Origin of the sequence: Rhodococcoides fascians A25f, from assembly GCF_000760935.2 — a bacterium.
GTDB lineage: Bacteria > Actinomycetota > Actinomycetes > Mycobacteriales > Mycobacteriaceae > Rhodococcoides.
The window spans coordinates 1189399-1203442 of the sequence record NZ_CP049744.1 but is presented as its reverse complement, the minus strand read 5'-3'; the positions used below and the strand labels follow the sequence as shown (position 1 = coordinate 1203442).

The 14044-nt window shown below is 63.5% G+C and carries 15 protein-coding genes, 1 pseudogene and 1 riboswitch; of the genes and pseudogenes, 6 read left to right on the top strand and 10 right to left on the bottom strand.

The features are described from left to right. Nucleotides 1-63 precede the first annotated feature (63 nt). The 4 genes from cysC to BH93_RS05705 form a co-directional block, all read right to left on the bottom strand. Complete coding sequence (gene cysC / locus BH93_RS05720; protein ID WP_037172027.1) at nt 64-1935, bottom strand: adenylyl-sulfate kinase; 1872 nt, start codon at nt 1933-1935, stop codon at nt 64-66. After that, complete coding sequence (gene cysD, locus BH93_RS05715) at nt 1935-2864, bottom strand: sulfate adenylyltransferase subunit CysD (RefSeq protein WP_032380234.1); 930 nt, start codon at nt 2862-2864, stop codon at nt 1935-1937. The genes cysC and cysD overlap by 1 nt, the downstream gene beginning before the upstream one ends. Further along, the gene (stf0, locus tag BH93_RS05710; RefSeq protein ID WP_037172029.1) at nt 2861-3652 is read right to left on the bottom strand and encodes a trehalose 2-sulfotransferase; all 792 of its coding nucleotides are present in this window, start codon (nt 3650-3652) and stop codon (nt 2861-2863) included. The genes cysD and stf0 overlap by 4 nt, the downstream gene beginning before the upstream one ends. 62 nt (nt 3653-3714) lie before the next feature. Continuing rightward, on the bottom strand, nt 3715-5076 hold the full coding sequence (locus tag BH93_RS05705) for a sulfatase family protein (protein ID WP_037172031.1): 1362 nt from the start codon (nt 5074-5076) through the stop codon (nt 3715-3717). A gap of 47 nt (nt 5077-5123) precedes the next feature. On the opposite strand from BH93_RS05705, the gene BH93_RS05700 reads away from it, so the two are divergent. Then, nucleotides 5124-5996 carry an SUMF1/EgtB/PvdO family nonheme iron enzyme gene (locus BH93_RS05700; protein ID WP_080738921.1) on the top strand — a complete coding sequence of 291 codons (873 nt, stop codon included), beginning with the start codon at nt 5124-5126 and terminating at the stop codon, nt 5994-5996. A gap of 50 nt (nt 5997-6046) precedes the next feature. Beyond that, nucleotides 6047-6814, top strand: a complete 768-nt coding sequence (gene map, locus BH93_RS05695) for a type I methionyl aminopeptidase (RefSeq protein ID WP_037172033.1) — start codon at nt 6047-6049, stop codon at nt 6812-6814. Here the strand turns inward: map and BH93_RS05690 are convergent, their stop codons facing one another. Next, nucleotides 6815-7228, bottom strand: a complete 414-nt coding sequence (locus BH93_RS05690) for a GNAT family N-acetyltransferase (protein WP_080738942.1) — start codon at nt 7226-7228, stop codon at nt 6815-6817. A gap of 263 nt (nt 7229-7491) precedes the next feature. On the opposite strand from BH93_RS05690, the gene BH93_RS05685 reads away from it, so the two are divergent. Next, on the top strand, nt 7492-7971 hold the full coding sequence (locus BH93_RS05685) for a winged helix-turn-helix domain-containing protein (protein WP_032380229.1): 480 nt from the start codon (nt 7492-7494) through the stop codon (nt 7969-7971). 2 nt (nt 7972-7973) lie between these two features. Here BH93_RS05685 and BH93_RS05680 read toward each other — a convergent pair whose 3' ends face one another. Next, nucleotides 7974-8387, bottom strand: coding sequence for an HIT family protein (locus tag BH93_RS05680; protein ID WP_242459129.1), 414 nt, complete (start codon nt 8385-8387; stop codon nt 7974-7976). A 61-nt stretch (nt 8388-8448) separates the two neighbouring features. After that, nucleotides 8449-8540: riboswitch (ZMP/ZTP riboswitch) on the top strand. A 22-nt stretch (nt 8541-8562) separates the two neighbouring features. Here BH93_RS05680 and BH93_RS28220 point away from each other — a divergent pair. Together BH93_RS28220 and BH93_RS28215 are read left to right on the top strand one after the other, a co-directional pair. Next, a pseudogene (locus BH93_RS28220) lies at nt 8563-8859 on the top strand (tetrahydrofolate dehydrogenase/cyclohydrolase catalytic domain-containing protein); the annotation flags it as partial. A gap of 13 nt (nt 8860-8872) precedes the next feature. Further along, nucleotides 8873-9445 (top strand): hypothetical protein, encoded by a 573-nt coding sequence (locus BH93_RS28215; protein ID WP_242459128.1) that lies wholly within the window; start codon nt 8873-8875, stop codon nt 9443-9445. Here the strand turns inward: BH93_RS28215 and BH93_RS05670 are convergent. From BH93_RS05670 to BH93_RS05655, 4 genes are all read right to left on the bottom strand, one after another. Beyond that, the gene (locus BH93_RS05670; protein ID WP_037172036.1) at nt 9360-9884 is read right to left on the bottom strand and encodes a hypothetical protein; all 525 of its coding nucleotides are present in this window, start codon (nt 9882-9884) and stop codon (nt 9360-9362) included. The two genes, BH93_RS28215 and BH93_RS05670, sit on opposite strands and share 86 nt — an antisense overlap. 149 nt (nt 9885-10033) lie before the next feature. After that, a complete protein-coding gene (locus BH93_RS05665) occupies nt 10034-11359 on the bottom strand; it encodes an ABC transporter substrate-binding protein (protein ID WP_037172038.1) in 1326 nt (441 codons plus the stop codon). A gap of 14 nt (nt 11360-11373) precedes the next feature. After that, nucleotides 11374-12213, bottom strand: a complete 840-nt coding sequence (locus tag BH93_RS05660; RefSeq protein ID WP_037172039.1) for a carbohydrate ABC transporter permease — start codon at nt 12211-12213, stop codon at nt 11374-11376. Beyond that, nucleotides 12213-13100 (bottom strand): carbohydrate ABC transporter permease, encoded by an 888-nt coding sequence (locus BH93_RS05655; protein ID WP_037172040.1) that lies wholly within the window; start codon nt 13098-13100, stop codon nt 12213-12215. The genes BH93_RS05660 and BH93_RS05655 overlap by 1 nt, the downstream gene beginning before the upstream one ends. Nucleotides 13101-13240: 140 nt before the next feature. On the opposite strand from BH93_RS05655, the gene BH93_RS05650 reads away from it, so the two are divergent. Further along, nucleotides 13241-13999: a 2-phosphosulfolactate phosphatase gene (locus BH93_RS05650; protein ID WP_037172041.1), complete on the top strand. Its 759-nt coding sequence runs from the start codon at nt 13241-13243 to the stop codon at nt 13997-13999. Nucleotides 14000-14044 lie beyond the last annotated feature (45 nt).

Genomic DNA, 14044 nt, shown 5'->3' with positions numbered 1-14044 from the left:
GTCAGGATTCCACAGGGGTGGTGCCGGCCGAACGACCCGTGCCCAGAGACAACAGGAACGGTCTCACCTGGTGCCCCCGCGTCGCTCGTGTTCCTCCAGAACCGCCAAGACCTTCTGCACCAGATCGTCGATGTCGGCTCCTGTGGTGTCGATCGTCAGGTCCGGGTTCGACGGCGCTTCGTACGGGGCGTCGATGCCCGTCAGCCCCTTGAGTTCGCCGGCCCGAGCGCGGGCGTACAGGCCTTTGGGATCGCGGCGCTCGCATTCTTCCAACGGAGTGCTGACGGCGACCTCTACGAACGGTAGCTTCGCAGCGTCGTTCAGTGCACGAGCGATAGCGCGGTCCGATTCCAACGGCGACACGAGCGAGGCAATGGCCACCACCCCGGCATCGGCGAGAAGTCGCGTCAGGTGCCCGACGCGACGGATGTTCTCGGCTCGGTCGCCTGGACTGAAGCCGAGATCGTCGGACAGTCCGTGGCGCACGTTGTCGCCATCGAGAAGGTATGCGGTACGGCCCGATTCGACCAACGCGCGTTCGAGCGCCACCGCCACTGTCGATTTACCCGAGGCCGGCAGCCCGGTGAACCAGACGGTTGCTCCGCTCTGCCCCGTTGCGCCCCAGCGGTGTGCACGATCGAGCGCCGAGGGGTGCCACTTGATGTCGTTTCGGGTCTGCTCGCCGGGCTTGACTTCCCTCGCCTCTGCGATGGTGCCTGCACCGACTGTGTCGTTCGAGGATTCGTCGATCAGAATGAACGCACCGGCATCTCGGTTGCCCAGGTACGGATCGGCCACGATCACCGACGATGTTCTGAGAGTCACGATACCGATGTCGTTGAGCGACAACTCGACCGGCGAGTCCTTCTCGTCCAGAGTCTCCGGATCGAGCCTGGAGTGCAAGGCCTGCACCGTCGCCCGGACTGTCCTGGCGGTGTGTTTGAGCGACACGCGGTCCCCGGCACGCAGCGGAGTCGCGCCGAACCAGCACACCGTTGCGTCGATCTCCCGCGCGAGCACCGGCTCGTGTGCACCGTCCACACCACTGACCAGGACGTCTCCGCGGCCGATGTCGATATCGTCTGCGAGCTGGACCGAGATCGACAGTGGTGCAACAGCGGTCGTGCGATCGTCGTCGAGAGTGTCGAGTCCGGTCACAGTCGAACGAGACCCCGACGGCAGCGCGACCACCTCGTCGCCGACGGACAGTGTTCCGGCCGACAGCCTGCCGGTGTACCTACGTCGCTCCCCCGCGGTCGGTCGAGACACCCATTGAATCGGCAGACGTAACTCAGCGGGTTCCGCTGCAGGAGCGGCCAATTCGATGCTCTCGAGATGCTCGAGCAGAGTCGGGCCGTGGTACCAGGGGGTATTCGCAGAGCGGTGCACTACGTTGTCGCCGTCCTTCGCGGCCAACGGGATCACCGTCAGTTCGACGCCGCCCAACCTCTCGGCGAGCAAACGAAGCTCGGCCTCCACCTCTCGGAACCGATCCTCGCGATAGCCGACGAGGTCGATCTTGTTCACGGCGGCCACCAGGTGTTCGACGCCGAGCAGCGTCGAAATCCTGGCATGCCTGCGTGTTTGCCGCAGTACCCCGGCGCTGGCGTCGACCAGCAGCACTGCGACGTCGGCCGTCGACGCACCGGTGAACATGTTTCGGGTGTACCGCTCGTGACCGGGGGTATCGGCCAGGATGTAGCTCCGCGATTCGGTGGAGAAGAATCGGTACGCCACATCGATCGTGATGCCCTGCTCCTGCTCGGCGCGCAACCCGTCCGACAGTGCCGCCAGGTCCGCAACGCCGTCCTTCGTGACCGCGTCCAGGTGGTCGAGCGGCAGGCTGTCGGTATCGAACATCAGCCGACCGATCAGCGTGCTCTTGCCGTCGTCGACCGAGCCTGCCGTAGCCAGTCGCAGAAGTTGCCGTGTCATCAGAAGTACCCCTCACGCTTGCGGTCTTCCATCGCGGCCACCGACGTTCGGTCGTCGGCGCGAGTTTCTCCCCGTTCGGATACCGTCGCCGCGGAGATCTCTCCGATGACGCCGGCAATGTCGGTTGCGTGCGAGCGCACAGCTCCCGTGATCGTCAGGTCGCCGACTGTGCGGTAGCGCACCCATTCCGTCGACGCACGCTCGTGCTCGGTGGGCGAGGTGAACTCCGATGTGCTGAGCAGAATCCCGTCCCGCTCGAACACTTCTCGCTCGTGCGCGAAGTAGATGGACGGAAGCTCCAGGCCTTCGAGTTCGATGTAGCGCCAGATATCGAGCTCGGTCCAGTTGCTCAGCGGGAAGACGCGTACCTGCTCGCCGCGGCGGATGCGCCCGTTGTACAGCGACCACGGTTCGGGGCGCTGCGCCCTCGGGTCCCACTGGCCGAACTCATCGCGGAAACTGAGCACTCGCTCCTTTGCCCTGGCCCGCTCCTCGTCGCGCCGCGCCCCACCGAACGCAGCGTCGTAGCGGCCTTCCTCCAACGCGTCCAACAGAGTTCGCGTCTGAAGGCGGTTGCGTGATGCATTGGGCCCGCCGACCTCGGTGGAGCGGCCACGGTCGATGGAGTCCTGCACCGACGCGACGATCAGCTTGTGCCCCGAACTTTGCACGCGTCGATCTCGAAATTCGATGACCTCGGGGAAATTGTGTCCCGTGTCGACGTGCAGAACCGGGAAGGGCAGCGGCGACGGCCGAAACGCTTTCTCTGCCAACCGAAGCAGAACGATCGAGTCCTTGCCCGCCGAGAAGAGCAGTACAGGCCGCTCGAGTTCGGCCACCACCTCACGAATGATGTGGACCGACTCCGCCTCGAGAATCCTGAGCTCGTCTACGGTGGTGGGATCGGAATTCGCGAGACTCGCACTCATGCGCTCACCCTTTCGGCCGTGTAGCGGTCGATCCAGTCGTCTGAGCGGCGATCGCCCTGCCGCTTCAGCGCAGGTGGTGGTGCCAACGCTGGATCGAGTCCGAGCGCCGCCAGCACCCGCCCGACCTGGCCGGTCGTGTCCTGGGCGAGTTCGCTGAAGCCGACGTCGAGTGGCGTCACACCAGCCTCTGCGAACCAGCCCGTCCAGGACTGTTCCTGCTCGACGAGGATTCGATGCAGATGTGCAATTCCGTCGGCGTGGTACTCGGCGCGAGCGTCAACCTCGGGATCGGCGCTGCCGCGCCATACTTGCGTCTGTACCGCTCTCCACATCGACACCGCTTGCGCCACAGTGTCTTCGCGCCTGACGTGAACCAGAAGTACGTCCTCGCCAACGACATCGTGGATGGCCGAGAGCAGATCCTCGCCCGACCGATCCGGTAGTGCGTCAGCCCATCCGGTGAGCAGCGGTGTCTGGTTCCACATCAGTTTGCCGCCCCACACGCCGTTGTCGCTGCGCCCGGCCGCCCGAATTCGATCCCGCCACTGCACGGCGGTCTCGGTAGCCGGGGTGCCCGGGACCAGCGGCGCGAGCAGGCGAAGTATCGATTCGTCCTCGACGCCGGCGAACCATTCACGCGGTTGCGGTGCCAGTGACGTCGTCGGCAGGTACTGGAAGAACTCTTGCGGCTCGCCTGCCACTCCCGTCGCGCGCAACGATTCGACCAGCAGAGTGCTGCCGCTGCGCTGCGATGCCAGCACCAGATAGGAACGTGGAAGTTCGCTCATGGACGAGAGCGTAAACGAACTCCAACAACCGCGCGCAACAGGCTATTTCAATCTTTCAGCGTTTAACCCTTGCCTGATTCGCCATCATGTGCAGCGTCGATTCCCCGCTCGGAACTGAGCGGAGAACGAGACGTCGGCTTCAGCCCGTGCACGACGACGTAGTCCTGGGTGTAGCGATCGGAGATGCGGGTTCCGACGAAATCCGACGGAATCACGTCCCGGGTGTACTCACGCCACGTGTGCAGACGCATTGCCAGATCCTCGGCGACGCTGCGATACGACGGGTCGCCGTATACGTTGACGGTTTCTCCTGGATCGGTACGTAGGTCGTACAGCTCCGTTCGTGCTCTCGGACCGGCCACGGCACCGGCAACCGCCTGACCGGACGGGCTTTCCTCGATGTCCCAGGGCAGATCCAGCTCCGGACGATCCGTGTAGTTCTCGATGTAGCTGTGATCCTTGGTCCGCACGGCCCTGATGGGGTCGAACGAGTCGTGGTAGGTCTTCGACGTGAAGACCTGGTCGCGAGCCACCGCGGAATCTCCGGTCAGCTGCGCTGCATGCGAAAGTCCTTGTACCTCATCAGGTACCGGCACCCCCAGCAGATCCAATAGCGTCGGCACGAGGTCGACCCCACTGAACAGCTCGTCGTACACCTTCGGCTGCAGTCCGCGCGACTTCGGCGGGCGGACGATCATGGCGATTCCGGTGCCTGCCTCGTACAAGGTCGACTTCGCGCGCGGGAAAGCCGGGCCGTGGTCGGTCATGAACACGACCCAGGTGGTCTCGTCGAGCCCCGTCTCGGTGAGCGTGTCGAGCAGCTCCCCCACCGCTGCGTCCGCCACCTCGACCGACCCGTGGAACTCGGCCAGATCGGCCCGGACCTCCGGGGTGTCGGGCAGGTAATCGGGAACTTCGATCGACGAGGCGTCGACCGGGGTGTATCGCTCCCGAGGGTAGGGCCGGTGCGTCTCGAAGAAGCCCGCCGTCAACAGGAAAGGTCGGCTGCGATCCTCACGCAACCACTCGTCCGCCTTTTCCACGACATACTCGCAGTACGAGTTCGACACATCGAACGTCTCGAACCCCAGCCTCGAAGGAAACGAAGTTTCGTGCTGCATACCGAACAGCGTTGTTTGCCAACCGGATTCACCAAGAAGAGCCGGCAAGGTCTGCACGCCTGGGCGATACTCCCACCCATGGTGCGCCAAGCCGACCAGCCCGTTGCTCTGCGGGTAGCGTCCCGTGAACAATGAACCCCGCGAGGGCGAGCACAGTGGCGCAGTGGCATGCGCGCGGGTGAACAGGATTCCCTCAGCGGCAAGCGCGTCGACGCGCGGGCTCGATACCGAGCGCACCCCGTACGCGCCCAGGTGACGCCCCAGATCGTGCCAGTGAACAATCAGGACGTTCTCTTCACTCATTGTTATTGCCTAGCACATCGTTCGGCTCAGGATGCGATCATGAGGACATGTCCGCATGCTGTACACCCGGCCGCAACGGGAGCGTCGGTGCCCCGACCAGCATGTCGAGCTCCGGTGTGGCGCCCGCGATGGCGGACCTGAACGGAACTGTGTTTCTGATGGGTAGCGACGATCCACTCAGCTACCCCGAAGACCTCGAGGGACCGGTGCGCCGAGTTGCCGTCGACAGCTTCTCCATCGGTATCACCACGGTGACGGTGCGCGAGTTCGCGGCATTCGTCGATGCCACCGGGTTCGTCACCGACGCCGAGACCTTCGGAGATTCCCTCGTGTTCGCCGGCACCCTCCCCTCCGCGGACCGGTCCCCCGTCGTTCCAGAGACCCCCTGGTGGCGCGTTGTTCCCGGGGCGAACTGGCGGGCACCGGCCGGGCCGAAATCGTTGGTCGACGCCGTCCGCGACCTGCCGGATCACCCGGTGACTCACGTGTCCCGACGCGACGCCGCAGCATTCTGCGCGTGGTCCGGGACAGGGCTACCGTCCGAGGCTCAGTGGGAGTTCGCAGCCAGGGGCGGGCTGGAGCAGCAACCGTTTCCGTGGGGCAGCGAACCGGATCTCTCTCGCATGAACACCTGGCGCGGCCACTTTCCCGGCTCGTCGACCGACACCGTGTACACCTGCGCTACAAAGACATTCGACCCCAACCGGTACGGCCTGTACGAATGCACCGGCAACGTCTGGGAGTGGACGACGGGCGCATTCGACGCCTCCCGCCGCGACCGGCGTGGGGTGATCCGTGGCGGATCGCACCTGTGTCACGCCAGTTACTGTCGACGCTATCGCACGTCGGCGCGCTCAGGAACGTCCGAGGACACGTCCACTGGTCATATCGGCTTCAGAGTCTGCAGCATCCCGACCTAGAGGTATAGTTATACCGGTATAGTTATCGCATAACCCACGAAAGGTGCCCCATGATCGAAATTCTCCCGCCGAGCAAGATCCCCCTCGCACGCAAATCCGGCGCTCTGGTCGCCGAAATTCTCGAGACCGTCCGCGAGCGTGCCACCGTCGGCACCAACCTGCTCGAGATCGACGAGTGGACCAAAGACATCATCCTCGGAGCCGGGGCAACGTCCTGCTACGTCGACTACGCGCCCTCCTTCGGCCGCGGTCCGTTCGGCCACTACATCTGCACCTCCGTAAACGACGCTGTGCTGCATGGCCTTCCGCACGACTACGCATTGGCCGACGGCGATCTGCTGACTCTCGATCTCGCCGTGGTCCTCGGCGGCGTGGCAGCGGACTCTGCCATCAGCTTCGTAGTCGGCGAGCCCCGAAAAGAAGACACCGCCATGATCGACGCCACCGAGCGGGCTCTGGCTGCGGGGATCGCAGCGGCACGTCCGGGAAACAAGATCGGTGACATCTCGCATGCCATCGGCGCCGTCCTCGGCGAGGCGGGCTACCCGATCAACATGCAATTCGGCGGCCACGGCATCGGGTCCACGATGCATCAGGACCCACATGTGTCCAACAACGGGCGGCCGGGCCGCGGCTACGGCCTTCGCCCCGGCCTGATGTTGGCACTGGAGCCCTGGATCATGGAAGACACCGACGAGCTCGTCACCGACGACGACGGCTGGACTCTGCGCAGTACGACGGGATGCCGCACCGCGCACAGCGAGCACACGGTGGTCATCACCGACGACGGTGCCGAGATCATGACCGTGCGAGCCTGACTACAGGCGCTTCTCGAAGGTGTTCGAGAACGGCAGGACCTCGTAGGGAGGAAACACCGGGATTCGGGTGTAACCGCTCTTCTCGTACAGCCGAACTGCGTCGGGCTGTCTGTCCCCGGTCTGCAATATCAGCCGCGGCAGGCCCTGGTCGCGGGCGGCATTCTCCGACGCCTCCAGCAGGGCAGCCGATACTCCCGTGCCGCGATGGTCGGGATGAACGAACATGCGCTTGAGCTCGAGGTCCGCCCCGTTCCAACGCAGCGCTGCATGTCCGACGGCGTGCGCATCCCCCTCCGAGTCACTGCGATACACGACGAACGTCCGGTGCACAGTGCTCTCGTCGACGGCGTTGGCCTGGGTCTTCGACATCAGAGCGGACCGGTCTGCGTAGCGGGGACCCACCTCGGCGGCCATCGCCGCGCGCAGGGCTTCGGCGTCGGGATGATCCCAGTCGACGGCTCGGGTGAACAGGGCGGCGCGGGGTCGGCATACATCGGTCACGCCCGATCGCAACACGTCGACGGTCTTGGGGTCAACAATTGCGATCACGGTGAGCGCATCTCTGGCGCACGAGCCCGCCGTCGATCACCCTGTGACGGTGAACAAGAACTGTTGCTGCCCACGCTGACCAACTGCCCGGTATCCGCAGCACACCCTTGTCTCAGGAGCTCTCCAGCATGACCACCGAAGCCACCGTCGTTGTCCACATCTCCGATTCCGGCACATCATCCCTGCAGGGATTGACCCGACCGCAGTTGCACGCACTCGCCGATGCGCTTCGCAGTGCCGCCAAAAGCTATGCGCCGCATGCAAAGATCCTCACGCGATTCGATGTACGGGTCAACGACCTGAACGCGCCCCTGGTCATCGACATCCCCGCCCGCGACGTGATCCTCGGCGGCAAGAGCATTCGACTCAGTCACACCGAGTTCGAGATCTTCGCGTATCTGGCTCAGCATCCACGCGTCGTCGTTGCGAGATCCGAGCTCAACACATCCGACGGCGGACGCAGCGTCGACGTCCACCTGTCGAGGGTGCGCACCAAACTAGGCCAATTCGGTCGACTGATCACCACGGTCAGAGGAACCGGATACCGCTTCGACCCGGAGCCCGGAATCCGCGTCGTCACCCAACCGACGGTATTGCGCAGCGCCTGACGTCAGGCGGGCATCAAACCCTTCATCTCGGCTGCGAAGCTCTCAGCACCGAGCCCATCGACTCTGTGTGGCCCAGGCTCGTCCCGAACTGCGAACCACTCGACCGACGCATCGACACCCGGCCACCGAGGAATCACGTGCACATGCAGGTGGGGATGACTGTGCCCGATCGCCGCGACATACACGTACTCGGCACCGAGCCGCGTGAGGGTGCGTGAGACCGCCGTGACCGTCTGCCCTACCTCGGCCGCTTCCACGTCGGTCAAAGTCCCGAAGTTCGCGGTGTGCCGAATCGGCGAGACCATCGAATGTCCCCGAAGCACGAGGCCGTCGATCGACTGTTCCGGAAGGTGAAACGCCACGACTCTGTCCGACGCATGGAGAAAGTCCCCGGGTAGCTCGATCTCTCCGGTCACTTCCCTACAGAGCAAACAGGTTTCGTCCATGACAAGCGTCGAGAATAGCGGTAATGTCTCTGTCACACAGCATGACTGGCGAAGGTGGAGTTACCACCGGGGAGTGCTGCGATCAGTTCACCGAAGGAAACGCCGACCGCCTGGGTGTTTCACACGACCATCGTGTGGAGGACCGATGAAAATTTTGAATGGCGCAGTGGTCGCAGCAGAGATCTTGGCGCACACGGCGACGCGGGCAGAGGCACTACTCGAAAGCAACGGTGCCACCGCAGTTCTGGCCACTGTTCTCGTCGGGGACGACCCCGCATCACGGACATACGTGAACATGAAGGCGCGGCGTTGCGAGCAAGTCGGCATCAGGTCACGACGCGTCGAATTGGACGCCGGAACGACAACGTCCGAGTTGATCGCCGTCATCGAGAATCTATCGGCCGATCCGGCAGTGAACGGATTCCTACTGCAACATCCCGTTCCCGAAAACATCGATGAACGTGCGGCATTCGACGCCATCACGCCCGCCAAGGACGTCGACGGCGTCCTTGGCCGCAACGGCGTTCGGCGGGGTTGGGTTTCGATCGTGCACGCCGGGAGGAATTCTGCGCTTGCTCGATGCGTACGACATCGAAATCTCGGGCAGGCGCGCCGTCGTGGTCGGCCGCAGCCCGATACTCGGGCTACCGGTGGGCCTCCTGCTGCTCGGCAGAAACGCGACAGTCACCTACTGCCACTCCAGAACCGCTGACCTGGAGGCCGAGGTGGCGCGCGCAGACATCGTGATTGCCGCGGCCGGGCACGCCGAGCTGGTCCGAGGCTCGTGGATCGCCCCCGGTGCCGTTGTCATCGACGCGGGATACAACGCAGGCAATGTCGGCGACGTGGAATTCGCGGCCGCCGCGGACCGCGCTTCAGCGATCACTCCAGTCCCCGGAGGCGTCGGGCCCATGACCATAGCGCTGCTGCTGGAGCAGACGCTTACTGCGACAGAGCGCCAGCTCTACGGCGACGGTTTCGCCGGACCACCACGAACACGAGCAGTGCAACCAGAACCACGGCGATGATCGCGCCGAGTGCCGTTGCGCCGCGGAAACCCGGCGCACTGGTGTCGAGGGTGCGTTCACCGGCATGGGCGGCATTGCTGGTACCGAGGACAATGGTGAGGGTCAACAGGTTCGGAATCGCAGTGACGACGGCGAGGACGACCGACCCGATGGCAAGCTGCTTGCCCGCCCTACCCTTGCGGACCGTCCAGGCGCTCCAGAAGAACACCAGCGGCGCGAACGTGCAGACGATGCCGAACAGCAGGCCCCACAGAATGCCCTTGGTGAACGTGCGGTCGGCCAGTTCTTCGACCCGCAGACTCCACCAGCGCGGAAGAAATGCCGCCAGGATGAAGTACGCGATCAACAACAGGACGATGCCGGCTCCGACGAGGATGCCCCGCCTCTTCCAGTTCGCCGAGCTGGTCGACGGTGCGGGCGTGGTCGGATCGGCAGTCATGAGGCCATCGTAGATCGTGCGTGGCCGTACCCCACGCGAGTCGAGACCCGATCGTTAGCTTCCATCGTCGACACGCGCTCTCGATCGCAGTCTCACGGCCGTGTCGTGCCCCCGAACCCTGATCGATCCACCCTCTCCCGCTCTCATGCCTAACCCGAGACCTGTTCGTTCGCCGCGTCCTGCGCTGCCGTGAGCGCTTCGGGAATCGATCCTGCCCGTCCGGCGAAGATTTCCTTTAATGCGGAGTCGATATCGGCAGCCGCTGCCTGCGCTCCCGGAACCGGGTCGTTCTCGAGCACGCCCTCCTGCACGGCTTTCGGGAACACGCTCGCGTCGACGCCCTTTCCACGCCAGTAGTCGAAGTAGGACTGCTGCGCTCCGGTCACCGCCGGGATCAGCGACCCGCTGGCACCGAGGGCAGCGCTGCCTTCGGAGCTACCGATCCAGGCGAGCACCTTCTGCACCGACTCGTTGTTCCCGGACTTCGCATTGGCTGCGGCGATGACGCTGTTGGTAACCGGGATTCGGCCCTCCGGTCCGGCTGGGATGGGAGCCAGTCCCCACTCGAAGTCGGCACCTTCGTCGATCTTGGCCAAGTTGTAGGCTCCGGACTCGAACACCGCGAGCTTGCCCTGCAGAAATTGGTCGACGCTGAAGTCGGCGTTGTCGTTGGTGTCCGCAGCCGACGGCGCGACCTTGCTGTCATCGACAAGTCCTACGGCGTACTGAATTGCCTCGATAGCCTTTTCGTTGCTCCCGAAGACGTACTTGCCGTCCTCCTGGTACAGACCACCGTTCGAGCCGATGAAGTTACCGAGGATGGCATCGAAATCGTAGGCGGCGTTGAATCCGTACTGCGTCACCTGCGAGGCGTCGAAACCCGGTTGCTCTGCCGTCCGCCCGGCAGAGTCCACGGTGAGCTTGCGAAGTGCCGGAAGGAAGGTGTCAGCTGCGACGTTTTTCGGATCCCAAGTCAAGTTTTCCAGATCGACACCCGCATCGGCGACGAGCTTCTTGTTGTAGTACAGCACTTTTCCGCCGTCGATGAGCTGGGGCACGCCCCACAGCGAATCGTTGCGTGTGTACTGGCGAACCGCGGTGTCCTCGAATCCTGAGACGGCATCGGGCAAAGCTTCGCTGACGTCCACCAGGCTGCCGTTGTCAGCGTAGCTACTGAAGTTCGGCGCGTTGACCCAGAAGATGTCGTCACCGCCGCCGCCGGACAGGTCTGCTCGCAGCTTGTCCCAGTAGTTCACCCACGGAACCTGATTCACCTGGACGGTGATATCGGGATTCTGCTTCGTGAACTCCTCGAACGACGCCTCGTAGGCAGCGGCCACAGCGTCGTCGCTCCAAATTCGGAACGTGACAGTACCCGCGTCACTGTCGTCTCCCGATCCGCATGCAGTCAGCCCTGCGGCCAGTGTCAACGCACCGACAATACCGACTACCCTTTTGAAATAGTTGCGCTGCATCTAATTTCCCCTCCTCAGTTGAATCCGCGGATCGCCAGCGAGTCGACGATGTGTTTGTGGAATGCGATGAACAGCGCGAGCAGCGGCACGATGGCGACCGTCGTCGCTGCCATCACCAAAGTCCAATTTCCGTTGTATTGGCTTTGCAGATTCGCCGTCGCCACAGTGATCACCTGCCAGCGCTCCCCGCTGGTGATGATCAGCGGCCACAGGAAGTTGTTCCAGTGCGTGACGACGGAGATCACCACCAGGGTTGCGATGATAGGCCTGCTCACCGGAATGACGATGTGCCACAGGGTGCGCAGATGTCCGGCTCCGTCGAGTCGTGCTGCCGCCAGCAGGTCCTCCGGGATGCGGAGGAAGTGTTGGCGGAGCAGAAAAATGGCGTAGGGCGATCCGAACATCGTGGGCAGTACCAAAGACCAGAACGTGTTACGAAGACCTGTTTGCGAAAATATTGCGTACAGCGGGATCAGTGTGACGATCGCCGGCACCATCATGGTCGAGAGGTATACCCAGAACAACACGTCGCGCCCCGGAAAGCTAAGTCGCGCAAAAGCATAGGCAGCCATGATCGAGAAGGTCACCTGTGAGATCACAATGGTCGCAGCTACTGCGACGGTTACCAGAATTGAGCGTCCGAACGACCCGCTGCCGAGCAACTGTGAGTAGGACTCGGACGACAGCGGTGAAGGCAACGAGGTAGGCGCGGTGCCGGCGAACTGTCGGGCAGTCTTGAGCGAAGTGAGGAAACTGAGCAGGAACGGCACCAGTATCACCAGGGCGGCAGCGGTCAGCATCACGTACACCACGGCAGTGGACGTATGGCGTTTCGAGAACGTCGAAGTTGCCATCAGCTGAGCTCGTAGCTCGTGCGGCGGGAGAAGTATCGTTGCTGCGCGACCGTGAAGACGGCCAGCACGAAGAACAGGACCAAGGCCATCACAGCGGCGTTACCGAACTGAAAAGAACTGAACGCCTCGTAGTAGATACGCCCGCTGACGACGTCGGCAGCCCGCTGCGGACCGCCGTTCGGTGCCAGAGCGTATGCGGTGTCGAAGATCTGGAAAGAGCTGATCATTCCGGTCACGAGAACGAAGAACGTGGTCGGTCGCAACAGCGGTAGTTTGATGTGCCGGAATTGCTGCCAGGAGTTGGCACCGTCGATCCTGCTCGCCTCGATGATGTCGTACGGGATGGCACCGAGACCGGCAGCGAAGAAGAGCGATACGTAACCCACGTTCGTCCACACGCTGACGAAGATCAGCACGGGCAGAACCAGCTTCGGCTCCGACAACCATTCGATGCGGAGCCCGATGACGCTGTTGAGCAGTCCATCCGTCGGCGCGAGGATCCACTTCCACACCACGCCGAGCGCCAGCGGCGCACACACCCAGGGCAGCAGCAGTATCAGTCGAAAGACACTCGCACCTCGGTCTCCACGAGCCAGCAGCGTACCGAGAAACAGTCCGACAACGGTCTGCGCCGGCAACGCGACGGCAACGAATACGGTTGTGATCAGCAGTGAATGAGCGAATCGACCGTCCTGAAACACGGCGCTGACATTGTCGAGACCCACGAACGACGGGTCACCGATCAGGTCCCACTTCTGGAAAGCGAGCCAGATCACGACTGCTATCGGAACGAGCAGGAAGAGTACGACACCGAACAGGCTCGGGAGGAGGAAGAGATAACCAGCCGCAGTTTCCCTACGAGCGGATCGGTGATGCGTCGACGGCACTCGGTGAACTGTAGGGCGAAGCGGCAGTTCGACCTACGGTCAGAATCACCCGGAGTCGATGGGTTGACAGATCACCGGCCACCCGTGCGCGGACGATTGCAGCATCGATCCGCCTACCGCGCGCGGGTAGCATCACCGCGGTGAATTCTGCACACCGGCAATTGTCCTATGACGTTCGGTTCGAGTGGGGCCTGGCGGGCGCGAAGGCTGTTGCGCCCGAGTGTGATCTGGCGGTCGTGGTGGACGTGTTGTCGTTCACCACCACATTGAGCGTAGCTCTGGACGCCGGCATCGAAGTACTACCCTTCCGGATGCGCGGCGACGAAGCACAGGCCTACGCGCAGCACCACGATGCAGTCCTTGCGGTCGGCCGATCCGTCGCTCGCGGAGATCAGATCAGTCTGTCGTCGCCGACCATCCGGGATCGAGCCTCGAAACCCGAACGGCTCGTGTTGCCCTCGCCCAACGGGTCGACCATCTGTTACGAACTGGCCGAGGCAGTGTCGTGCGTCGTCGGCGGGTGTCTACGAAACGTCGACGCGAACGGGCAGTGGGTTGCTGCCGAGTTCGCCGACGGCGCTCGGATCGCAATTATCGCCGCGGGAGAGAAGTGGCCGGATGGGACACTCCGACCGGCCGTCGAGGATCTATGGGGCGCCGGCGCCCTGATCCGGGCTATCGCTGGTCAGGGGCGACGCCGGACGCTGTCACCCGAGGCCCGGATGGCCGGTGCCGCATGGACTGCAGTCGAGGCAGAACTCACCCCAGCCCTCGAAGCATGTTCGAGCGGACGTGAACTGATCGACGCCGGCTATCCGCGGGACGTCTCGATTGCCGCGGAAGTCAACGGCAGCGACGTCGTACCAGTTCTACGACACGACCGCTTCGGCCCCGCCTGATTTCAGCCGAACAGGCCACCGGTTCCATACCGATCTCTATCCCGC